The organism is Agrobacterium sp. RC10-4-1 (assembly GCF_014138475.1).
Classification (GTDB): Bacteria; Pseudomonadota; Alphaproteobacteria; order Rhizobiales; family Rhizobiaceae; genus Agrobacterium; species Agrobacterium pusense.
In genome coordinates, this window is sequence record NZ_JACJIT010000005.1 from 324,647 (window position 1) to 345,729 (window position 21,083).

Genomic DNA, 21,083 nt, shown 5'->3' on the forward strand with positions numbered 1-21,083 from the left:
CCAGCCCAGGTCCTTGGGCTGAAAGGACTCTCTCGCCGCGCAGACGCGCGTCGGCTGGATTCCGGCTTAAGGCCGGAATGACGGGAGTGAGGTATTCACGGCGCCAGAAATTTAAACCGGACTGTAATGCCGCGAGGCACAAAGCTCGCAATTGCCTCCTGCCCCGTCTTCACTATGCCAAAACGAAGCACTACTTCGCCGGCTGTCAACCCTCGACAGTCGCTGCAGCGCAGCAAGCGCAAGTTTCGGACAAGTCGCCGCCGTTAACCATTCGTTAACTTTTGAACGCGGAATCACCGACATGCAGATCGAAAGCAACATTGGCGGATATAACTATCAGGGTCGCATCCGCGACATCGAAAAAGCTGGCAGCGCCCAAAGCGCGCCGGAGGAGCAGGCGGTAAAACGCGGCCCCGGCAACCCCACCGTTTCCAGCACCATTCTTTCCCAGTCGCTGGCCAACGTTCTATGGGCCGTCGGCAACGGCAGCGCGCCGGCCTATCAGGATGCGGCCACCGCCTCCCCCGAGGACAAGGCGGAAGCGCAGGCTGAATGGGTACGCAGCGCCTATTCGGAATATACCGAATAGGCGATTCCAATCAGCCTCTTGCCGGGCTGACTTCCACCGTCACATGCGAGAGTTCATGTATGGCGGCAAGTTTCTGCTTATAAAATGCCGGTGCTTTGGGCGCCTGCGAAAGGATCGCCACGATGGCGGCGTGATGCCCCGGCCCCACCTGCCAGACATGCAGATCGGTAATGCGATCCTCTTCCGTTTCCACGCTTTCACGGATTTCCTGAGGCAGATCCTCGGCCGACGGCAGCGCGTCGAGCAGGGTTGTCGCCGTGGAGCGGATCAGGCCCCATGACCAGCGGGCAATCACCAGGCCGCCAACGATACCCATCAACGGATCAAGGAACGACCAGCCGTTCCACTTGCCGAGCAGCAGCGCGACGATTGCCAAAACCGAGGTCAGCGCATCCGCCAGCACATGCAGATAGGCAGCGCGCAGATTATTGTCCCGGCCGCCCTTTGCCCCGTGCCCGGCGTGGTGCTCGGCATGGGACCCATGATCATGGTGGGCGTGGCTGCCGTGCCCATGGTGGGCATGTGAGCCGTGGGCATGACCGTGGCCGTGGCCGTGGCCATGATCGTGGTGATGGTCATCCTTCAAAAGCACCGCGCTGAGAAGATTGACGGCAAGGCCGATGATGGCGACGAGGATGGCCTGGTTGAAATCGATCTCGACGGGACTGACGAGGCGCATCCCGCTTTCCACGGCAATCAGCAACGCCACCACCGCCAGCACGATGGCGCTGGCAAAACCTGCGAGATCGCCGAACTTGCCGGTGCCGAAGGTGAAGCGTGGGTTGCGGGCCTCGCGGCGGGCATAGAGATAAGCGAGTGCCGAAATCAGCATCGCGCCCGCATGGGTGGACATGTGCCAGCCATCCGCCGTTAGCGCCATGGAGCCGTACCAGTGACCGGCGACGATTTCCGCCACCATCATCGCCGCGGTCAGCGCGATGACCATCCAGACGCGCCTTTCATTACGCTCGTGGTTCTGGCCAAGGAAAACATGGTCGTGACCGGCTGCTGCGCGGTATTCGGATGTCGTCGTCATGTCGCTTAATCCTGTCGGTTTTACCGGATGTAGGTCTTCAGCACCTGGGCCAGCTCTTCCGCCGCCCGCGCCCGTTCGTCTTCATTTTCAGCATGCACCACGTGCTCGTGCAGATGCTCCTGCATTACCTCCCCCGTCAGGCCCGAAAGCGCGCCGCGTACCGAAGCGAGCAGCTGCAGCACCTCGCCGCAGGGCTTGGCATCATCGAGCGCACGTTCGACCGCTTCCATCTGCCCTTTCAGGCGGCGGATGCGGGCGAGAAGCTTTTCCTTGTTGCGGATGGTATGGGACATGGCCGACCTCATATACTATAGGGGGGTATAGTATATTTCCCATGTTTTTTGCGCAAGTCGTGTGAGACGCAATCCTCGCGAATGTTTCGGGCATTAAAAAACATCCATCAGAACTTAGGGGACTCAGTCATGACGACTATTGCAGCAACCAGCAGCATCAATTTCACCTCTCCTGCCCGGAGCATCGAGCCGGCGCGGAGCAGGGAGACACAGTCCACCACCGAAGCTTTGCAGGAGTTGACGCGGGCGGCCCATCGCGCCATTTCGGTGGCCGGCAATGTCGCCACGTCCGTGGCACCGCTCGCCAGCGCTTCCGCGAGCCTTGCTGCGGCCCTCTGGAACATGGATAGCGGCGCCTCCGCCGCAACCGGCGTCAATGCTGATGTGGCCGCCTCCACACAGCCCGATATGGCAAGCCTCGAATCGCAGGTTCTGAAGGCGCTTGCCCAGGCACTCGGCGTGGAGGACGCTGCCTGACCCCATTGAACGACGGGCCGAAAGGCCATATCTCTAGAGACTGGAGATATGGAGAAAGCCATGCTGTCCATCGGTGAACTGTCCAAACGCACCGGCGTCAAGGTGCCGACGATCCGCTATTACGAGCAGATGGGCCTCATCCGCGAGGCGGATCGTTCGGAGGGCAATCAACGCCGCTACGAAAAATCCGATCTCGAACGGCTGGCCTTCATCCGCCACGCGCGCGATCTCGGCCTGAACATAGACGCCATTCGCGAGTTGATCGCACTCAGCCAGCACCGGGAAATGCCGTGCGAGGGTGCAGACCGCATCGCCGCCGAACATCTTGCCGATGTGCGGGAAAAAATCGCCAGCCTGAAGAAGCTGGAACACGAACTGGAGCGGATCGTCTCCCATTGCCACGGCCATTCCATCGAGGATTGTTATGTCATCCGCGCGCTTTCCGATCACGGCATGTGCGAGGGGGAGCATTGAGCCGAGAAGAGGCTGACATTCGAATGTCACGTGCACCCGGTAATCGCCTCTTGCCCGCCTGAAAAAAGGACGTCAGATGGCCGAGCTCTTCCCTGAAATCACGCCATCAGACACGATTTTCCTTGATGTTTCCGAGGGCCATCGGCTGCACGTGACGATTGCCGGCAATCCGGCGGGGCGGCCTGCAATCCTGCTGCATGGAGGGCCTGGTTCAGGATTGTCATCGACAGCGCGATGCTATTTCGATCCTGCCATTTTCCGCATCGTCCAGTTCGACCAGCGCGGCTGCGGTCAAAGCACGCCAAACGCCGCTGATAGTCTCGAGCATAACACCACGCATCATCTGATCGATGACATGGAGGCCATTCGCTGTGCCCTCGCGGTGGAAGACTGGCTGATCTACGGCAGTTCATGGGGTTCCACGCTGGCCCTCGCTTACGCACAGCGCCATGCAGACCATGTTCGCGGCATGGTTCTGGCCGGCGTCACCACCACCCGGCAGAGGGAAATCGACTGGCTGTACAAGGGGCTGGCAATGTTTCTGCCGCAGCAGTGGCAGCGTTTCATCGCCGCGATCCCCGATGACATGTCCAGGCAAGATCCGGTCGGCGCCTATCGCCGGCTTCTGAATGATCCCGATCCCGCCGTGCGCGCGACGGCCGCCTTAGAGTGGCACCTGTGGGAGGCGGGCTCGATCAGCGCGGAGGGCATTTCGGCCTTTCCGGAGAAATGGCGCGACAGCGCGTATATTCTCGCCCGCGCCCGCCTCTGCGCCCATTATTTCCACCATGCGGCCTGGCTGGATGATGGCGCGCTCCTGCGCAACGCCGGAGACCTCGCCGGTATTCCCGGGATACTCGTTCAGGGCATGCGCGACTTGCAGGGGCCGCCCGTCACCGCTTTCGAACTTGCCGAGGCGTGGCCGGGAAGCGAGCTTGTTACCATCGATGGCGCTGGCCATTCGACGGGCGATGCGGGCATGGAAGACGCAATCCTGTCGGCAATTGCGCGATTTGCGAATTGACCCGCTTGACAGATGGCGGATTCGGGCGCATTTCATTTTCCATGATCAACGAACGCGCACCCATCTCCTGCTCGTATTTTTGGGCCTTCCTCTAAGGGCGGCTCGACAGATCATATTGTCAACAAGCCGCCGTCAGGCGGCTTTGTTGTTTTCAAACGTCCTGACGGCACCGATAAGACCAAAGGACCGAAAAATGACCGAAGATAGCTCCCTGACACTGGAAAGACCGCCCGTCGTCATCATCCGTGGCGCGCGCAAGACGGATCTGCCCGAACTCAACGAGATGATCACGCTGTTGGCCTCCTACCACGGCGATGCGGCGGCGATCACGCCGGCGAAACTGGAGCGCGACCTGTTCGGCCCGCTGCCCTGGGTGCACGGTCTCGTGGCCGAGGCCGATGGCGCGTTGATCGGTTACGCCCTGCTTCTGCCGCTCTACAGGGCGCAGGAGGGCCGCCGCGGGCTCGAACTGCATCATCTCTTCGTGCGCGACGGCCATCGTGGCCATGGCACCGGCCAGCATCTGGTTTCCCGGGCCCGCGATATCGCCAAGCGTCTCGGCTGCGACTATCTTTCCGTCAGCGCCACAACCGGCAATGTGGCGGCGCATCGTTTCTACGAAAACATGGATTTCGCGCCCCGCCCGGTGACCGGCATGCGCTATATGCAGTCCATCGCCTGATTAAAAAACACGGAGACGACCATGACACGGATCGCCATTGCGCTCGCCCAGGATTTTGCTGACTGGGAGCCGGCGCTGCTTGCCGCCGCGGCGCGCAGCTATCTCGGTGTCGAGATCGTCTATGCCACGCCGGACGGACGTCCGGTAACCTCCATGGGCGGGCTGAAGGTGACGCCGGATACATCCTATGACGCGCTCGATGCCGTTGACATCGATGCGCTGGTCATTCCCGGAGGCCTGAGCTGGGAAAAGGGAACAGCTGCCGATCTCGGCGAACTGGTGCGCCGCTTTCGCGAGAAGAACCGACTGGTGGCCGGCATCTGCGCGGCGGCAAGTGCGCTGGCAGGCACGGGCGTTCTGAACGCCGTTGCCCATACCGGCAATTCGCTGGCTTCGCACAGGGCCTATTCGGCCTATGGCGGCGAGACGCTTTACCGCGACCAGCCGAAAGCGGTCAACGATGGCGGCATCATTACCGCGGCCGGCAGCGCGCCAGTCAGTTTCGCGGTGGAAATTCTGAAAAGCCTCGGCCTCTTTGGTCCGGAAGCCGAGGCCGAACTTCAGGTTTTTGCGGCGGAGCATCGCTGAGGCATAGCCGCCTCGGTTGTTCGCGCTCCCCTACTCCCCGTCATTCCGGCCTTGAGCCGGAATCCAGCCGACGCGCATCTGCGCGGCGAGATGACTTCTTTCAGCCCAAGGACTTGGGCTGCCTGGATTTCGGCTCAGGGCCGGGATGACGGAGGTGAGAACAGCGATGATTATCGCTGATCCAGCACCCGGCACACACGTGCTGCGTGATCGCCGCCCTCCCCGGCAATCGCCCGGCGAATATCGCGGCTGTTCAGATGCAGGCTGCGGCCGGCGGGTAAATTTGCACGTTTGATCTTGGCGAGTGCCGCCGCCACAAAGGCGGCCTGATGGTGTTGGAAAAAGGCAAGAGCCGCCTCATCCGCCGGGCTCGGGCCCAGTACCGCCTTGAAGGCGAGACGATGCACGGCGCAGCAAGCGCCGTGACCGGGAACTGCAAAACGCAGCGCATCGAGTTCCTCACTCCAATCCGCTGCGTCCTCCATGACTTAGGCCGACTGGAAGCGCTTGAGGAAAAACGTGCTCAATGTTCCGAGCAAAGCCCAGAAGACGAAGCTCGTAACCGTAGCGGCGACGATGAACTGACGCTCCAGCGGCAGCGGTGCCAGTGCATGTTCGCCTTGCGGCGGCAGGGGCGCACCCACCACATGCGGCGCGACGATCAGCAACAGCGCCAGGACGATGGCCCAGGGTTCGCGACGGAAGGCGATCAGCGCGATGCCGGCGGCTGTTGCGGCAACGGTTGCGAGCCACCAGATTTGTCGTGCCTCAAGTGCTGCGGCGGGGCTGCCCGGCAGTTCCGGCGGCAGGCCGATCATCGGGGCGAGCATGACGGCGGCAAATCCGGCAATGCCCCACAAAAGCCCCTCACGCCAGCCGCCATTGGTGCCGCGCAGCGAAATCAGTCCGGTCAGCACCAGCGCATAACCGATCGCGGTCAGGACATTGGCGGCAACCGTATAGGCAGTGCGTTCGAAACCATCGGCCGGAGCCCAGGCCTCTTCATTGTGCTCGTGGGCGGGAGCCACAGCACCGGGCGCCGTGGCCTCGTGGCTGTGGGCAGCTTCACCGCCCGCGCCCTCATAGGTCTCTGCCTGAAGGATGAGCGGCGTGGTGCCGAAGGCCTGCATGGCTGAAACGGCTAAGCCGCCGAGGATGCCGACGAGAACTGCGGTAAAGACGATATTGCGAAAAGACGACATGACATTCCCCTCAATGGCAGGGGAAGGCATTGGCATGACGCGTGTCATGGGCGGCATTGTGAACGGCTTCCACATGCGAGAAACCGACAAAACCGACAACGAACAGGCCAAGCACGATCGCCGTCAGCGATTGCGCGAAGCTGCCCGTTTTTGCTGAAACGGCTGAATTGGCCGTATTCTGGTGGATGGACATGGTGACCCCTCTCCGGCGCGACCCCGCGCCTCTGGATGCGGTCGAACGGCAAAGCCATACGACCGCCTGCGATACACTTCACCACGGGGATACGAGACTGACACAGGGGGCATCGATCTTGCCACCCTGACATTCCGCTCTTCCGGACACCCCGCCGGCATGGACATTTCCGTGATGGCAGGTCTCCTGGCTTACGGGTCAAAACCTGAAACACCTTCCCGGCATCACCTCGCCTCAACCGGAAACGCCGGTTCGGTCGAAGGGTCTGCCAGTGGCATTTCGTTTCAGGCTCTCCGCTCACAGTTGCGGGGGCAGCCACGAATGAGGATTTCTCCCTATCGTGTTCCCTTTTCACCTTCCGGAACGCCCGGAAGGAACCATCACAGGGTTGTTATCCGCCGCGTGGGGACGGGAGTCAATGGGCACGCATGCCAACGGGACCCTCAGCGCGCCGGGATCGCCTTCAGATAGGCGGCGATCGCGTCGCGGTCCTCGGCTGTCAGATGCGCCATGTTCTGCTGCACCTTCACCATGGAACCGCCGACACTGTCGAATTCCGGGGTGAAGCCGGTTTCGAGATAGCTCGAAATATCGGCCTCGGCCCAGCTTCCGATGCTTTGCGAGCCGGGGGTAATGTCCGGAATGCGGCCTTCGCCTTCCGGATTGGGGCCGCCGGCCAGCCACTTGCCCTTCAGGAAGCCACCGAGCGCATTGCGCGGCGTGTGGCATTCGCCGCAATGGCCCGGACCTTCCACCAGATATTGGCCACGCAGAAGTTCGGCATTGGCATTGGCCAGCTCGACGCGCGGCGGTGCCGAAGGGTCGAAATACAGGAACTTCCAGCCGCCGAGCGCCATGCGCATGTTGAAGGGGAACGGCAGATCGTGGTCGGGCGCATCGTTCTGGCTCGCCGGCAGGGCCTTCAGATAACCGAAGAGGTCATTGATGTCCTTCTGCGTCATCCGGGCATAAGAGGCATAGGGGAAGGAGGGGTAGAGATGTTCGCCGTTCTTTCCCACACCGCGCGTCATGGCATCGCCAAATTCCGCCAGCGTCCAGCCGCCGATGCCGTGCTGCGGATCAGACGAAATATTTGGAACATGAAAGGTGCCGAAGGGGCTTTTCAGTGCCTGCCCGCCTGAAAGCGTCAACAGCGCTTCACCCTTAGCATCCGGCGCGGCATGACAGCTTGCGCAGCCGCCCGCCCAGAACAGCGTCTCGCCATTGGCGAGATCCGGCTCACCGAGGCTCACCCAATGGCTGGGCGCCTGGCGCTGCGGCGCGGTCACCCATGCGAAAATCCCGTAGCCCGCAACGGCCGCGACCACGATCCCGCCCACAAGCTTCGTCCAAATGGAAGACATGCCCCTCTCCCCATTCTCCCCTGACATTGTCAGGTGTCTTTCGTGACGGAAAAACGCCGCCCGGGAGCGGCGTTTCAAACTCGTTCGATTATTTCTTCAGGCGATAGGTCTGGTGGCAGGTGCCGCAATCGGCGCCCAACGTCTGCATGGCGGTGGTTACACCCGCCTGATCGGTGGGGAGATTGGCGAGAATCTTATCCGCATCTGCGCCGAGCTTGGCGGACTTGGCCTTGAAGTCATCGAAGTTTTCCCAGATCGCGGGCGCTGCCGCGCTGCCGGTCTCGGTGCCGGCGGGGAACTGGTCGGGGAAAGCCTTGGCATTGGTGCTGATGGTCGTCACGGCGGCCTTGACGGCTTCGGCGTCGAAAGGCTTCTGGCCCTTGGAGATGGCGGCGAGCGCTCCCATGGAGCCACCGATCTGCTTCATCATGCCTTCACGTTTTTCGACTTCGCCGGCAGCATAGACCGCTCCGGCGCAAAGACAGCCGAACAGCGTGGCCGCTGCGATTGTTTTCAGTTTCATACACTCTCTCCTTGATTCCGGCGGGCGCCGGACGCTTGATGGAACGCCGCGAGGATGCCCTTTCCACATGGCGAAAAGAAGTCACATTGCGGTGAATTCCATCGTGAAAACAGAAGCCTAAGACAAGGCTTCCCACAATGTGAGAAGTGCTGCGGCAATCAGCATGAAACCGGCGATGCGGCCGATGACGATCGTAACCGCGGGAGAGGAAACGAGCCATGCGCGGCTTCTATCCGCCGTCAGCGCCAGCGCGCCATAAACGGTGAACTGCGTTACCGCCACCATCGCACCCATCACCAGCCCCTGCATCCAGATCGGCCCATAGGCGGGTTTGAGAAACTGTGGGTAGACGGCCATCATGAACAGGTAGGCCTTCGGGTTTGACAGGCAGGTCAACACCGCCCGCCAGAATGCCTTTTTCACCGAAGCGCTTGCTTCAGCCTCATCGCCGTTCACGACAATCGCACTGCGCACCAGGCCGATACCGATCCAGACCATGTAAGCCGCGCCGACGACAAGCAGCGGCAGGAACAGCGACGGCATCCATGCGGCAAGCATGCCGACACCCAGCGCGCCATACAGCGAATGCACGATGCCGCCGGCGCTCATGCCGACGGCGGCGGAAAGGCCGGTTCTCCTGCCACCTGTCAGCGCGCTTGCCAGCACGAAGAGCATGTCCATGCCCGGCAGGATGATGATGCCGAAGAGGACAACAAAGAAAAGCCAGAGATTTTCGACATAAGTCATGTCAGTATCTTTCATACCGGATAGAGGTGCATTCGAGAAACCCCATGTTTCTCAATGTATTTTTCCGTTTATAGGGAACGCCAACTGACAGCGTTGTGTCAGTTGCGTGGGAAAATCCATCGGGAAGACGGCAATGCGCAAGGCCTCAAGACTGTTCGAGATCATCCAGATTTTGCGGCTGGCGCGCCGCCCGGTGACCGCGCAGACGATTGCCGACATGCTGGACAACAGTGCGCTCGGTCTATCGCGATATGGCAGCCCTTCAGACCATGCGTGTGCCCATCGCAGGGGAACGCGGCGTGGGGTATATTCTCCGGCCCGGTTTCAACCTGCCGCCACTGATGTTTTCCATTGAGGAAACCGAGGCAATCGTGCTGGCGCTCGCCATGGTCGACCGCACCGGCGATATGGAATTGCGCCGGGCCGCGAAGAAGGCGAGCGACAAGATTGCCGCGTCTCTGCCCGAACCGCTGTCAAAGACCCTTTCCGCCAATGCCCTCCACGCCTGGGGCAGCATCGCGCCGGCACCGGCAGGACTTGATCTCTCGACGGTCAGGCGTGCGGTGCGCGACGAGGAGACGCTGGAAATCATCTATCGCGATGAAGCCGGCGCGGAAACGCGGCGGCGGGTTCGGCCAATCGCGGTGATCTATTACTCCGAAACCGTAAATATTGTCGCCTGGTGCGAGCTGCGGCAGGCCATCCGTAATTTCCGCTCGGACCGGGTGCAGAGCTGCCAGGCGACCGGCAGCTTCTTCAAGCTCGAAGGCGAGAAGCTGCGGCAATTGTGGATGGCCGGCTGGCAGAGCAACCAGCCGGCCATCCCTTACTCACAACCGTAAGAGGCGATCCTCCTCCCGCCCGAAACCGCGAATGGCGATTCGGTCGGCAAAGACATCGGCGATGGCGAAGGTGTTCTGGTCGGGCGTGTCGACCATGCCCTTGAAATTCACGAAATGTGTATTGCCCGATACGCCGTAATTGCCCTCATGGTTATGGCCGTTGAACCATGCGATGGCGCAAGGATGGGCGTTGAGAAGATCAAGGATGCGCGGCGCGTCCCACATGTTATGGGCGTTTTCCGGATAGACAGGGTAGTGGCACAGCACGATGACTCTTTCGCCCGCCGCATCCGCCTTTTGCAGAACCGCCCGCAGCCAGTCGAACTGCTCGTCGCCAAGCGAGGCGTTCCAGTCCTGCGCGTTGATTGCGCCTACATCCGAGAGGCGCTTCAGCCGCTCGGCAGCAAGGGTGCGACGCGGATCCCCAACCGGTGGGGCGAAAAGGCTGACGTCATTGCCATCAAGCACGGCGAAGCGGATGCCGCCGACGGTAAAATCATGCCAGGCGGCGGCCATGCCGAGGCGGGCGTGGACGCCAGGCAAATGCTCGGCGGCAACGGCGAAATCGTGATTGCCCGGCAGCAGGAGCGAGCGGTGGCGAAGCCGGTCGTAAACGGCAAGAATCGCATCGAAATTTTCAAAACCGCGATCGATGATGTCGCCCAGCGTCACGACGAAGGCCAGATTTTCGCGATTGAAGGCATCCACCGCCTCCGCGAGCTTTTTGGGACTTTCGCGATAATGACGGCCCATCTCGGGACGCGGATCGATATCGGCATATTGGGGATCGGCGACTATGCCGAAGGAGAAGAGAGGAGTTGTTTTTTCAGTCATGATGCGCCGCGATAAACCCGGCGGATGACAGGCTTGTGACAGGAGCAGAATATGCTCCAAAGCAAAACACCCGGCCTGAGAGCCGGGTGTTCAATAGGTGGTACCGCAAGCTTTCCGTCGCCATGCTCGGGCCTGTCCCGGCGCATCTGCTGACATCCCGTTTCAGGGAACATCCGCTGATCCTCGTCACAAGGCCGAGGATGACGTCGCGCAAGAGGTGGCTGCCTCGATCAGCAACCACGCTTGTCGCAAGCCTTACTTGGCAGCAGCTTCGTAACGCTCCAGGACGTAGTCCCAGTTGATGAGGTTATCGACGAAGGCTTCGAGGTACTTCGGACGCAGGTTGCGGTAGTCGATGTAGTAGGAGTGTTCCCATACGTCGACGCCGAGGATCGGTTCTGCACCGTGAACGAGCGGGTTTTCGCCGTTCGGGGTCTTGGAGATTTCGAGCTTGCCGTTCTTGACGGACAGCCACGCCCAGCCGGAGCCGAACTGCGTGGTGCCGGCTGCGATGAAATCGGCCTTGAACTTGTCGTAACCGCCGAGATCGGAGGCAATTGCCTGCTCAAGCTTGCCCGGCAGCTTGTTGCCGCCGCCGCCCTTCTTCATCCACTTCCAGAAATGAACGTGGTTGTAGTGCTGGGCCGCATTGTTGAAGAGACCGTCATTGGTGCCAAAGGACTTCTTCACGACTTCTTCGAGCGACAGGTCGGAAAGACCGGCTTCAGCTGCAAGCTTGTTGCCGTTGTCGACATACGCCTTGTGGTGCTTGTCGTGATGGAACTCGAGCGTCTCGCGCGACATGTAAGGTGCAAGCGCGTCGTAGTCGTAGGGGAGTTCGGGAAGTTCGAAGGCCATGGTTTTTACTCCTTTTTGCAGCGCGTTACCGCTCCTAGAAACCGTGTGAGCGGACCATAGGAGCGAAGCTCTGTTTGGGCAACCTGTGAATTATCAAAATGTTCCGCCAAAAGAGAAAATTCCTCTCGCGCCGGCCGCCACCATATTTGTTTCACACCGCTGGCGTACCGTTTTCCACCCTATCGGTTCGCTTTTGATCGAGATTGCAGGAAGGAAATTCCATGATACGCCCGATGATCCACACAGCCGCCCTCCTTGTTGCCGTCTCGTCGGCTGTCCTGCCTGCGTCCGCATCTTCGGACGATGCGTGGAAGGAATTCGTGGCGGATGTGCAGACTGCCTGTCTTGCCGCAGCCGGAGACATGATCGACGACGCCAAGGCGGTCGTCGATCCCGTTGGCAGCGAGAATTACGGTCTTGCCATCCTGACCGGCAGGGCAAAGGGCGCGGATGTGACGGTCAGCCATATCTGCGTCTATGACAAGAAGACAAAGGCCGTGGAACTCGGCAGCGAACTTGCCGGCGATACGCTGAAGGTGGAAATTCCCGGCTCCACCAAGCCCTGACGCGGGTCAGAAACGCGGCGTGGTATCGCCCTCGCCCAGTGCGCGCTGCATCAGCACCGTGTCCAGCCATTGACCGTGTTTCCAGCCGATGGATTTGAAGGTTCCGACGTGCTCGAAACCGGCGGCGCGATGCACGCCGACCGAAGCCGCATTTGCGCTGTCGCCGATGACGGCGATCATCTGCCGGAAGCCGCGCACGGTCGCCTCCTTGATGAGCGCGTCGAGCAGCTTGCGGCCAATACCCATGCCTTTCATCGAAGGGTCGATGTAAACGGAATCCTCAACCGTCGCGCCATAGGCCGGGCGGGCGCGATAAGCCCCGGCATAGGCATATCCCGCCACCTTGCCTTCACGCTCAGCGACGAGATAGGGGAAATTGCCCTCCACCAGAAGGCGGCGGCGCTCAGCCATCGTTTCCGCCGTTGGCGGATCGATCTCGAAGCTGGCGCGGCCATGCAAAACGGCGTCCCGGTAAATTTCGGTAATGGCTGGGATATCCGCCTCTTCACAGGGGCGGATCAGAAGGCTGGAAACGGTGGAAAGGGTCATTCTCTTGTCCTGCGGATCATTCACGCCGTCATTGTGCATTGCGGCGCAGCCAAAATAAAGATTATCTGACTTATACAAACGATAAGGTTTTCTTTGATGATGGATCTCGACCTTCGGCAAGTAAGAAGTTTCATGGATGTGGCCGATCTCGGCAGCTTTTCCGCCGCCGCCGACAAGGCCGGAGTGACGCAGCCGGCCATCAGCCTGCACATCAGGCTGCTTGAAAAACAGCTGGGCGTGCGGCTGATCGAGAGGGTGGGCAGGCGCGCCCAGCCGACGGCGGCGGGCCGCTACTTCCTCATTCATGCAAGGCGGATTGCAGAAGAGGTGGCGCACGCCATCGATACGGTCGCGCCGCATCGCAGCGGGGTGACGGGACGCCTGCGCATCGGCACGGGCGCCACCGCCTGCATCTATCTCCTGCCGCCGGTTCTGGGGCGTATTCGCGCAGCCATGCCCGGCATCGAGATCGTGGTGCAGACGGGCAATACCCACGATATCCTGCGGCTTCTGGAGGCCAACACGATCGACGCCGCCGTGGTGGCCCTGCCCGCCAGCGGCCGCAGCCTCGATATCAGCGATATCCATTTCGATGAGCTGGTCGGGGTATTTCCCCGCGACATGATTGCAGCCACGACGACGCTGACCGCCGACATGCTTTCGACAAAGCCGTTGCTGCTCTACGAGGGTGGCAATACGCGCAAGCTGGTGGATCAATGGTTCGCTGCAAGCGGCCGCACCGTGCAGCCCACGATGGAACTCGGCAGCGTCGAAGCCATCAAGAAACTGGCCGGGGCCGGGCTTGGGCTCGCCATCGTGCCAAGGATGGCGGTGGAGCAGGAAGCCACCTCATCTGGGCTCGAGTGGCGTTCGCTCGAGCCGCCGCTCGAACGCCGGATCGCGCTGGCCATGCGCCGCGACAAACATATGACGGCGCCGCTGAGGGCGCTTGCCGCTGCGCTGGAGGATGTGCGGAAGGGATGAGGCCCGCGCCGGTTTTTGGGCACAGGTCAGACCATCGGAGCCGATAGCGATAGTGCGCATTTAATCAACGTCATCCTTTGGGCTCGTCCCAAAGATCTGAGCACGTCCACAAATCAATCGGTTGCAGATCCTCGCGACGAGCCCGAGGATGACGTCGCGAGGGGGAAGCCTCGGTAACAACATTGCCCGCGCCCTTTGATGACGCGGGCCTCGCCGGCGAAACTCAAAACTCCGTCCAGTCGTCACCCTTCACGGCCAGTGCCGCATTGCCGCGTGCAGCGATCGGGCGGGCTTTCGGGGCGGAGGTGACCGGCGCAGGGGCCGGGCTTGCAGCGCGCTGCATCTGCCGCGCCGTCTCCCGCAGGGCCGAGGTCTGGTGGCCAAGCTGGAACTGCGCCAGCAGCGCCTGGAGGTTGGCGCATTCCTGTGCGAGCCCCGCACCGGCCGCATTCATTTCCTCGACCATGGCAGCATTCTGCTGCGTGGCCTGATCCATGTGGTTGACGGCGGTGTTGACCTCGGAAAGGCCGGCAGACTGTTCCTGTGCTGCCGTCGCGATGGCGTCCATGTGGCTGTTGACGGAAAGCACCAGCTGCTCGATCTCGGAAAGCCCGACGCCGGTATCGGCCACCAGCTTCACGCCTTCGCCCACCGCAACGGCTGACGTATTGATGAGCTGCTTGATTTCCTTGGCCGCATTGGCGGAGCGCTGCGCCAGTTCGCGCACCTCCTGTGCAACGACGGCAAAGCCCTTGCCGGCATCGCCCGCCCTCGCCGCTTCAACGCCGGCATTCAGCGCCAGAAGGTTGGTCTGGAAGGCGATCTCATCGATCACGCCGATGATCTGACCGATCTGACGCGAGGAATGTTCGATGCGTTCCATGGCGGCAACGGCATCGCGCACCACCTTGCCGGAAAGATCGGCCTTCGTCCGCGCTTCCCGTACCGTGTCGCGCGCTTCGCCGGCGCGTTTGGACGTGGCGGACACGTTGGCGGTGATCTCTTCCAGCGCGGCGGCTGTCTCTTCCAGGGAGGCGGCCTGCTGTTCGGTGCGGCGGGAAAGATCGTCGGATGCCGACGACACCTCGTGTGCGCCGCCATTCACCGTCTGCACGGACTGGCCGACGCTGGTCAGCGCTTCGCGAAGCTGGTGCACGGAGCTGTTGAAATCGTGCCGTAGCGCCTCGAATTGCGGCGCGAATGGCGTGGCGATCTCGCAGAGCATATCGCCCGAGGCGAGGCGGCGCAGGCCGCCTGCCAGCGAACCCGTCGCCTGGTTGAGCCGTGCTTCGGCTTCGGCCTCGGCACGCTGCTGCAGCTCGATGCGGTCGCGTTCGGCCTGTTCCCGGTTTGCGACGGCATCCGCCTCCAGCTGCCGATTGCGGATGGCGGCCTCACGGAAAACTTCCACGGCCCGGGCCATCTCGCCGATCTCGTCACCGCGTTTTGCGCCAGCGATATCGATTGCGAGATTGCCACCCGACAGTGCCATCATGGCATTGGTCAGCCGGCTGATCGGCCGGGTGACGCGGCCGACGATGACGGCGAGCGAGACAATGCAGAGGGCGAGCGTGACCACGAAGACCGCGAGAAAGATCACCGCATCGGTGAAGGCTTCCTGTTTCGCCTTCTCGGCGTTGGCATCCAGCACGTCCATGGCGGCAGAAGCGATCTTGGCAATCGTGCCGAGATTTTCCGTGACGGTGGTGCGCCAGCTATCCATGGTAAAGGACGGCGTGCGGCCATTGTTCAGGTCTTCGATGAGCTTGGTTCGCTGGGCGTTGAAATCGCCTTTGAAATAAGTCTTGTCCGCAGTGGCGTAGATGTCCTTGAGCGATTGCGGCGCCGATTCATGCGCCACGAGATCGCCCGTTGCTTTCCACGCGAAAGCCGCGCCGGCATCGAAGGCGCCGAGCTGCTGCATTTCCTGGGCGGTAAGAGGACGGTTCTGCGCCACAGCAGCGTTGAGGACAACGGTGGCGCTGCCGCCAAGCGCACGGGCGGACCAGCCGTAGGATCGCAGCTGGATGAGGCCTGTCTGGCCCTGATCCAGCGAACGGACGGCGCCTTCCAGCGCAGTCGAGCCGGCTTCGAGAGACGCAAGGAAATCGGCGCCCAGCGTCATCACGGTCTTGTCGAGGCCGTTTTCGCGCCGATCAAGCGGCTGGGAAATATTGGCGTCCACCTTCTTTCGCAGGTCGACGAACTGTGCGTAGACATCGCTCACGCGCTTGAGCGGCCCCTGGAGCTTCGCATCTGCAATCGACGGAGACTGCGCGATAAAGGCCGTCATGGCGGCATCCACCTTCTGACGCGCCGCCTGCACGCTGGCGACGCTGCCCGCCGATTTCGAAGGATCGACAGTGAGCGCGGTGGCGCTGTCGCCGCGCTCACTGCGGAAATTCAGAAGCGCGTTGAAGAGAAGCTTGTCGAGCGCGACAAGCTGCGCAACCTCAGAAAAGGCGCTGGCGCGATTGACCGAGCGCCAGGCTTCGTTGCCGACCAAACCGGCAAGTGCAAGGCTGATGGTGAGAAAAAAACCTACAAGTACATTTCGAATGCTGAAAGACATCTGGCGGCCCCCGCTGCCCGGAAGTGAAGATGTCGCAAGCTACAATTCTGTTTTCTAAAATTGGATTAAATTACCCCCTGTTTTCAGGGTTTTTTTGCATCGCAAAAAAATGGCCATGACCGAACGAATGTCTGTCATGGCCGTTTCACGCGAATAGATGCAGAATTCAGACGTCTGCGCCGAGACGTGCCCATTCCATGTAAAGATCAAGCGCCTTGCGGGCGACCGGGCCGGCCTGCAGCTCGCGGTCGTCGAGCTTCACGACAGGCGAAACCTTGGAATAGTTGCCGGAGCAGAAGATTTCGTCGGCCTCACGGAAATCCTCAACCGAAAGCGTCGCTTCCCGCACGTCAAAACCGGCCTGGCGCAGAAGACCGATCACGCGTGAACGGGTGATGCCGGCAAGGAAGGTACGGTTCGGGACCGGCGTGAGAACGACGCCGTCCTTGACCATGAAGATGTTGGCGGAGGCCGACTCCGCGACATTTCCGTTCATGTCCCGCATCAGGGCGTTGTCGAAACCGCGTGAGCGCGCTTCCAGAATCGCGCGGCCGCTATTCGGATAAAGGCTGCCTGCCTTCGCGTCCGTCATTGCCGTTTCCGGCGAGGGGCGGCGCAGCGGCGAGACGGTGAGCGTCAGCGGCTTGCCGGCGTCCATCGGCGCTTCGAAAAGGCAGAGCGCAAACCGGGTGGAACTGGCATCCGGTGCAACGACGCTGCCGGGCATGCCGTGTTCGGCCCAGTACATCGGCTTGATGTAGATCGCCATCTTGCCGTCGAATTTCTTCACGCCCTCGAGCGCCAGGGCCTCGATTTCCTCGGCGGTCATGGTCGGCTCCATGCCCATGTTGACGGCAGAGCGATTGACGCGCTGGCAGTGCAGATCAAGATCAGGCGCGACGCCATCGAACCAGCGTGCACCATCGAATACCGTAGAGGCCAGCCACATGGCATGCGAGGTTGGCCCGATGAGCGGCGGATTGCCAGGCAGCCATTGACCGTCAACATAGGTCCAGGTGGTTGATCGGGGTGCGGTATCGACGCTCATGATGGTCTCCTGTCTCGAGCGTTTCCGTTCGGTAAAAACGCTCCGTCTTTTTGTTCTGATGCATTGCCGGATGAGGAACGCTGTGCGCGCGCAACCGGGCATGTGCGGGAAATCGGCCGGAGTGAATGCCTCTCCCTCAATGAGGTCAAGTTTTAATTGCCGCGATTTCTGATTTTGATGGAAAATAACAAAGCAGCGGCCCCGCCGGGATGTTTTATGAGGCGAAACAAAAGGTTGGTGAATAGATTCATCACAATAATTCATCGATTGAATGATGGCGGGGCGATTTCGCCCATGCGATGCTGACGATCTGACGGCAGTCCGCAGGAGAAAAATCATGGCATGGTCCGCACAGCAATATCTGAAATTCGAAGACGAGCGGACGCGCCCGGCGCGGGATCTCCTGGCCCAGGTGCCGCTGGAGCGGGTGCTGAACGGCTATGACCTCGGTTGCGGTCCCGGCAATTCCACCGAGCTTCTGACCGACCGTTACGGCGTCAATGTCATCACCGGTATTGATAGCGATGATGATATGCTGGCGAAGGCAGCAGACCGGCTGCCGACCACCCGCTTCGGCAAGGCCGACCTCGCGCATTGGAAACCGGCGCAGAAGGCGGACCTGCTTTACGCCAATGCCGTTTTCCAGTGGGTGCCGGATCATCTCGCCATTCTTTCGCAACTGATGGACCAGCTGGAAAGCGGCGGCGTTCTGGCCGTGCAGATGCCTGACAATCTGCAGGAGCCGACGCATATCGCGATGCATGAGACAGGTGACGAAGGCCCATGGAAACAGACTTTTTCCGATGGCCGGTTGCGGCGCAAACCCCTGCCCGCACCGTCGGATTATTTCAATGCGCTTTCACCGAAATCCGTGCGGGTGGATGTGTGGCACACGATCTATAATCACCCGATGAAAGATGCGGATAGCATTGTCGAATGGGTGAAGGGCACGGGGCTGCGCCCCTATCTCGCCGCCGCCGGCGAGGAGAACCGCGAAGCCTTCCTCGCCGACTATACGCGGCGTATTAGGGAGGCCTATCCGCCGATGGCGGATGGCCGGTTGCTTCTGCGGTTTCCCCGCCTTTTTGTCGTGGCGGTCAAGACGTAGGGCATCAGATGCGACGTGCGATTGTCACACGCGGACGCCTCCCCACCGCCCTCATTACTGTGCCTGTCCCAGGAATCCAGCCAGCCCAAGTCCTTGCGCTGACAGGGCTCTCCCCGCCGCTCAGACGCGCGTCGACTGGAGCGTGCGGAATACCGCGTGCGTGGACGAGGATGGCTTTGTTTGACCAACCGGCCAAGCCGCTTGTCATCAGCTCGCGAAGGCATAGACCCGGAGGCGATGGCTGTCCGGGTCGGCGGCCGTGAAGGTATAACCGAACTCCATTTTCGCTGGCTGCTGCAGCATGGCGACGCCTCTTGCCTTCCAGCTCGCGAAAGTCTCTTCCACCTGAAGGTCGTTTTCGACGCGGAAGGCGAGTTCGACGCCGCCGCCCGTAACGGATGCCTTCGGTTCCACCGTGTGCCGCGACCAGAGGCCGAGCTTCATGCCGTTGGCAAGGACGAAGAGGGAAAATGTCGGGGAGGCTTCGACGGGATCAACGCCCAGCAGGGCCTTGTAGAACTCGGTGCTGGCCGGCGGATTATCGACGTAAAGAATGGTGAAATCGGGGTGGGTCATGGTTGTTCTCCTGTGTTGCGGATGAACGGTTTCTAGACCCCGATGCTGTCAGTTTTTGTCAGCATGTTGCCGCCGCTGTTTTTCCCGTTCGCGCCATTCTTTCAGCAGCACCTGGCGGCGGCGCGAATAACGGCCGTCGAGGGGACGAAAGCTTTCGATGCGGTCAGCCCGGAAACTGCGGTAGTCCTGCCGTGTCTCGCACCAGCCCAGCACCACCCGCACCAGATCGAAAAAAGCGAGTGCAAAAGGCCAGATAACCCGCTCCGTCACGTCCCCCTTTTCGTCGCGATAGGTGATGACGACCCTGCTTTCCCTGCGAATCGTATCGCGAATGGCCGCCAGATCGACATGGATGGCCGCAAGCCCCTGCCCCGGACCGACAAGCAGGGTGGAATGATCGAGTTCCTCCCGCAGGGCTTCGGGCAGAACGGCGCCGATCTTGACGAGTGCGGCGCGCGCAGCCTCCGCCAGTCCGGCATCGGCGCGGCCCGCCACCCAGCGCGAGCCGAGCACCAGCGCCTCGATTTCGTGCTGGGAAAACATCAACGGCGGCAGCAGGAAACCGGGACGCAGCACATAACCCACGCCCGCTTCGCCCTCGATATCGGCGCCCTGCGCCTGAAGCGTTGCCATATCACGGTAGAGCGTGCGCAGGCTGACGCCGGTCTTCGCGGCAAGGGCTGCACCACTCACCGGCATGCGGTGGGAACGAAGAATCTGCAACAGATCAAGAAGCCGTTGTGAACGTGACACGCGACATTTCCTTCCACCCCGCACGGTCGGATCATCTATTGACGATGCCCGCAATAGACGCGTAGCGCTGCCAGCCGCCGTGCGCAACCACGCAAAAAAGGGTGGACAAGGCCGCGTAGCCAGCATGTAGATAGGGTCGGGCATTTTCACGCGCCCCCACCCGCCACAGGCATTTCGAGTTTCCACCATGATCGTTCGTCCAAAACCGAACCTGCTGCAGCTTTTCCTCATCGTGCGCGGCTCCATCATCGTCCGCATCTTTCCGCAGGTGCTTGCGGTTTTCCTGCTGTCGACGCTGGTGGTCTGGGCGCACAAGGATCGCCCGGATCTGGTGCCGGCGCTAAATGGAGCGCCGTTCTCGCTGCTCGGCATCGCGCTTTCGGTGTTTCTCGGTTTTCGCGCCAATGCCTGTTACGATCGCTGGTGGGAAGCCCGCAAGCAGTGGGGCGCTCTGATTACCGTGGCCCGCACGCTGGCACGCCAGACCGTGATGCTGGAAGGCCGGCAGGATGTGGCCGATCCCGTCACCCGCAGACGGATCACCGATCTTGTCATCGCCTTCTGTCACGCGCTGGTCTCACATCTGCGTCCGGCGAATGCGACGGTCGCCACCGACCTCGTTCCGGAGGACCTTTCGCAGACCTATGCCTGCAGCCGCAACAGGCCGGACATGCTGCTGCGCGAAATCTCCGGCGCCATCGTCGCCGCTCATGGCAAAGGCCAGATCAGCGATATACAGTTGCAGATGCTGGATGCGACCGTGCAGCAGATGGGCGCCGCACAGGCTTCGTGCGAGCGCATTCGCCACACGCCGGTTCCTTTCGGTTATTCGCTGCTGCTGCACCGGACCGCGCATCTTTTCTGCCTTCTCCTGCCGTTCGGTTTCACCGATCTGCTCGGCTGGGCGACGCCTTTCACGAGTACGTTGATCGCCTATACGTTTTTCGGCCTCGATGCGCTGTCCGACGAGCTGGAGGACCCCTTCGGCACCGGCCTCAACGCGCTGCCGATAAATGCCCTTGCCACCACAATCGAGATCAATCTGCGCGAGGCGATCGGCGATACCGACCTGCCGGCCGATCCGCGTCCGGTGGATTACGTGCTGATGTGACTGGCGTCGTCGGGTTGAAACCGATCGTGCGGATACCAGTTAATGAAAGACGGCTTCCCTGCCCCCGGCGTCCCGCGCCGGCCATGTTTC

The 21,083-nt window shown here is 61.3% G+C and carries 25 protein-coding genes, 1 pseudogene and 1 riboswitch; of the genes and pseudogenes, 11 read left to right on the forward strand and 15 right to left on the reverse strand.

All coding sequences use genetic code 11. The annotated features are described in order from the left end of the window. The first annotated feature begins 301 nt into the window (after nucleotides 1-301). Entirely contained in the window at nucleotides 302-589 is a 288-nt protein-coding gene (locus tag FHW77_RS16030; RefSeq protein ID WP_004440595.1) for a hypothetical protein, read from the forward strand. Between the two features lie 10 nt (nucleotides 590-599). Here the strand turns inward: FHW77_RS16030 and dmeF are convergent, their stop codons facing one another. Together dmeF and dmeR are read right to left on the reverse strand one after the other, a co-directional pair. Next, nucleotides 600-1,625, reverse strand: coding sequence for a CDF family Co(II)/Ni(II) efflux transporter DmeF (gene dmeF / locus FHW77_RS16035; protein ID WP_044458746.1), 1,026 nt, complete (start codon nucleotides 1,623-1,625; stop codon nucleotides 600-602). A 20-nt stretch (nucleotides 1,626-1,645) separates the two neighbouring features. Then, nucleotides 1,646-1,918 carry a Ni(II)/Co(II)-sensing transcriptional repressor DmeR gene (gene dmeR, locus FHW77_RS16040; RefSeq protein WP_003509296.1) on the reverse strand — a complete coding sequence of 91 codons (273 nt, stop codon included), beginning with the start codon at nucleotides 1,916-1,918 and terminating at the stop codon, nucleotides 1,646-1,648. A 129-nt stretch (nucleotides 1,919-2,047) separates the two neighbouring features. On the opposite strand from dmeR, the gene FHW77_RS16045 reads away from it, so the two are divergent. The 5 genes from FHW77_RS16045 (at nucleotide 2,048) to FHW77_RS16065 (ending at nucleotide 5,163) form a co-directional block, all read left to right on the forward strand. Then, nucleotides 2,048-2,395 (forward strand): hypothetical protein, encoded by a 348-nt coding sequence (locus tag FHW77_RS16045; protein ID WP_004440589.1) that lies wholly within the window; start codon nucleotides 2,048-2,050, stop codon nucleotides 2,393-2,395. A 60-nt stretch (nucleotides 2,396-2,455) separates the two neighbouring features. Further along, nucleotides 2,456-2,869, forward strand: coding sequence for a MerR family transcriptional regulator (locus FHW77_RS16050; RefSeq protein ID WP_004440587.1), 414 nt, complete (start codon nucleotides 2,456-2,458; stop codon nucleotides 2,867-2,869). A 76-nt stretch (nucleotides 2,870-2,945) separates the two neighbouring features. Continuing rightward, nucleotides 2,946-3,893 (forward strand): prolyl aminopeptidase, encoded by a 948-nt coding sequence (pip, locus tag FHW77_RS16055; protein ID WP_004440584.1) that lies wholly within the window; start codon nucleotides 2,946-2,948, stop codon nucleotides 3,891-3,893. A gap of 193 nt (nucleotides 3,894-4,086) precedes the next feature. After that, nucleotides 4,087-4,575 carry a GNAT family N-acetyltransferase gene (locus FHW77_RS16060; protein WP_003509304.1) on the forward strand — a complete coding sequence of 163 codons (489 nt, stop codon included), beginning with the start codon at nucleotides 4,087-4,089 and terminating at the stop codon, nucleotides 4,573-4,575. 21 nt (nucleotides 4,576-4,596) lie between these two features. Further along, the gene (locus tag FHW77_RS16065; RefSeq protein WP_004440580.1) at nucleotides 4,597-5,163 is read left to right on the forward strand and encodes a type 1 glutamine amidotransferase family protein; all 567 of its coding nucleotides are present in this window, start codon (nucleotides 4,597-4,599) and stop codon (nucleotides 5,161-5,163) included. Between the two features lie 170 nt (nucleotides 5,164-5,333). Here FHW77_RS16065 and FHW77_RS16070 read toward each other — a convergent pair whose 3' ends face one another. The 6 genes from FHW77_RS16070 to FHW77_RS16095 form a co-directional block, all read right to left on the reverse strand. Then, the gene (locus FHW77_RS16070; protein WP_004440577.1) at nucleotides 5,334-5,648 is read right to left on the reverse strand and encodes a hypothetical protein; all 315 of its coding nucleotides are present in this window, start codon (nucleotides 5,646-5,648) and stop codon (nucleotides 5,334-5,336) included. A gap of 3 nt (nucleotides 5,649-5,651) precedes the next feature. Further along, nucleotides 5,652-6,365 (reverse strand): CbtA family protein, encoded by a 714-nt coding sequence (locus tag FHW77_RS16075; RefSeq protein WP_111813916.1) that lies wholly within the window; start codon nucleotides 6,363-6,365, stop codon nucleotides 5,652-5,654. Nucleotides 6,366-6,375: 10 nt separating this feature from the next. Continuing rightward, nucleotides 6,376-6,558 carry a CbtB domain-containing protein gene (locus FHW77_RS16080; RefSeq protein WP_004440573.1) on the reverse strand — a complete coding sequence of 61 codons (183 nt, stop codon included), beginning with the start codon at nucleotides 6,556-6,558 and terminating at the stop codon, nucleotides 6,376-6,378. Nucleotides 6,559-6,717: 159 nt separating this feature from the next. Beyond that, nucleotides 6,718-6,955, reverse strand: a riboswitch (cobalamin riboswitch). A gap of 46 nt (nucleotides 6,956-7,001) precedes the next feature. Beyond that, nucleotides 7,002-7,922 carry a c-type cytochrome gene (locus FHW77_RS16085; protein WP_004440571.1) on the reverse strand — a complete coding sequence of 307 codons (921 nt, stop codon included), beginning with the start codon at nucleotides 7,920-7,922 and terminating at the stop codon, nucleotides 7,002-7,004. A gap of 88 nt (nucleotides 7,923-8,010) precedes the next feature. Further along, nucleotides 8,011-8,445, reverse strand: a complete 435-nt coding sequence (locus FHW77_RS16090; protein WP_004440570.1) for a c-type cytochrome — start codon at nucleotides 8,443-8,445, stop codon at nucleotides 8,011-8,013. A gap of 117 nt (nucleotides 8,446-8,562) precedes the next feature. After that, nucleotides 8,563-9,192, reverse strand: coding sequence for a LysE family translocator (locus FHW77_RS16095; RefSeq protein ID WP_034496270.1), 630 nt, complete (start codon nucleotides 9,190-9,192; stop codon nucleotides 8,563-8,565). A 133-nt stretch (nucleotides 9,193-9,325) separates the two neighbouring features. Here FHW77_RS16095 and FHW77_RS16100 point away from each other — a divergent pair. After that, a pseudogene (locus FHW77_RS16100) lies at nucleotides 9,326-10,034 on the forward strand (helix-turn-helix transcriptional regulator). Here FHW77_RS16100 and FHW77_RS16105 read toward each other — a convergent pair. Both FHW77_RS16105 and FHW77_RS16110 read right to left on the reverse strand, forming a co-directional pair. Then, nucleotides 10,023-10,868, reverse strand: coding sequence for a metallophosphoesterase (locus FHW77_RS16105; protein ID WP_004440566.1), 846 nt, complete (start codon nucleotides 10,866-10,868; stop codon nucleotides 10,023-10,025). The pseudogene FHW77_RS16100 and the gene FHW77_RS16105 overlap by 12 nt on opposite strands. A 255-nt stretch (nucleotides 10,869-11,123) precedes the next feature. After that, a complete protein-coding gene (locus FHW77_RS16110; RefSeq protein ID WP_182590600.1) occupies nucleotides 11,124-11,726 on the reverse strand; it encodes a superoxide dismutase in 603 nt (200 codons plus the stop codon). A gap of 221 nt (nucleotides 11,727-11,947) precedes the next feature. Here FHW77_RS16110 and FHW77_RS16115 point away from each other — a divergent pair, with 221 nt between their 5' ends. Beyond that, nucleotides 11,948-12,292, forward strand: a complete 345-nt coding sequence (locus FHW77_RS16115; RefSeq protein ID WP_004440563.1) for a hypothetical protein — start codon at nucleotides 11,948-11,950, stop codon at nucleotides 12,290-12,292. A 6-nt stretch (nucleotides 12,293-12,298) separates the two neighbouring features. On the opposite strand, the gene FHW77_RS16120 is transcribed toward FHW77_RS16115, so the two are convergent. Then, on the reverse strand, nucleotides 12,299-12,841 hold the full coding sequence (locus FHW77_RS16120; protein ID WP_004440561.1) for a GNAT family N-acetyltransferase: 543 nt from the start codon (nucleotides 12,839-12,841) through the stop codon (nucleotides 12,299-12,301). 96 nt (nucleotides 12,842-12,937) lie between these two features. On the opposite strand from FHW77_RS16120, the gene FHW77_RS16125 reads away from it, so the two are divergent. Further along, entirely contained in the window at nucleotides 12,938-13,825 is an 888-nt protein-coding gene (locus tag FHW77_RS16125; protein ID WP_004440559.1) for a LysR family transcriptional regulator, read from the forward strand. 223 nt (nucleotides 13,826-14,048) lie between these two features. On the opposite strand, the gene FHW77_RS16130 is transcribed toward FHW77_RS16125, so the two are convergent. Further along, entirely contained in the window at nucleotides 14,049-16,397 is a 2,349-nt protein-coding gene (locus tag FHW77_RS16130) for a methyl-accepting chemotaxis protein (RefSeq protein ID WP_034495901.1), read from the reverse strand. Between the two features lie 166 nt (nucleotides 16,398-16,563). Continuing rightward, on the reverse strand, nucleotides 16,564-17,445 hold the full coding sequence (locus FHW77_RS16135; protein WP_182590601.1) for a branched-chain amino acid aminotransferase: 882 nt from the start codon (nucleotides 17,443-17,445) through the stop codon (nucleotides 16,564-16,566). A 337-nt stretch (nucleotides 17,446-17,782) separates the two neighbouring features. Between FHW77_RS16135 and tam the strand changes: the two genes are divergently transcribed. After that, the gene (gene tam, locus FHW77_RS16140; protein WP_004440553.1) at nucleotides 17,783-18,553 is read left to right on the forward strand and encodes a trans-aconitate 2-methyltransferase; all 771 of its coding nucleotides are present in this window, start codon (nucleotides 17,783-17,785) and stop codon (nucleotides 18,551-18,553) included. A gap of 207 nt (nucleotides 18,554-18,760) precedes the next feature. Here tam and FHW77_RS16145 read toward each other — a convergent pair whose 3' ends face one another. Continuing rightward, on the reverse strand, nucleotides 18,761-19,129 hold the full coding sequence (locus FHW77_RS16145; protein ID WP_004440552.1) for a VOC family protein: 369 nt from the start codon (nucleotides 19,127-19,129) through the stop codon (nucleotides 18,761-18,763). A 48-nt stretch (nucleotides 19,130-19,177) separates the two neighbouring features. Beyond that, nucleotides 19,178-19,882, reverse strand: coding sequence for a helix-turn-helix transcriptional regulator (locus FHW77_RS16150; protein ID WP_004440550.1), 705 nt, complete (start codon nucleotides 19,880-19,882; stop codon nucleotides 19,178-19,180). 187 nt (nucleotides 19,883-20,069) lie between these two features. Here FHW77_RS16150 and FHW77_RS16155 point away from each other — a divergent pair, with 187 nt between their 5' ends. Then, on the forward strand, nucleotides 20,070-20,993 hold the full coding sequence (locus tag FHW77_RS16155; protein WP_004440547.1) for a bestrophin family protein: 924 nt from the start codon (nucleotides 20,070-20,072) through the stop codon (nucleotides 20,991-20,993). Nucleotides 20,994-21,083 lie beyond the last annotated feature (90 nt).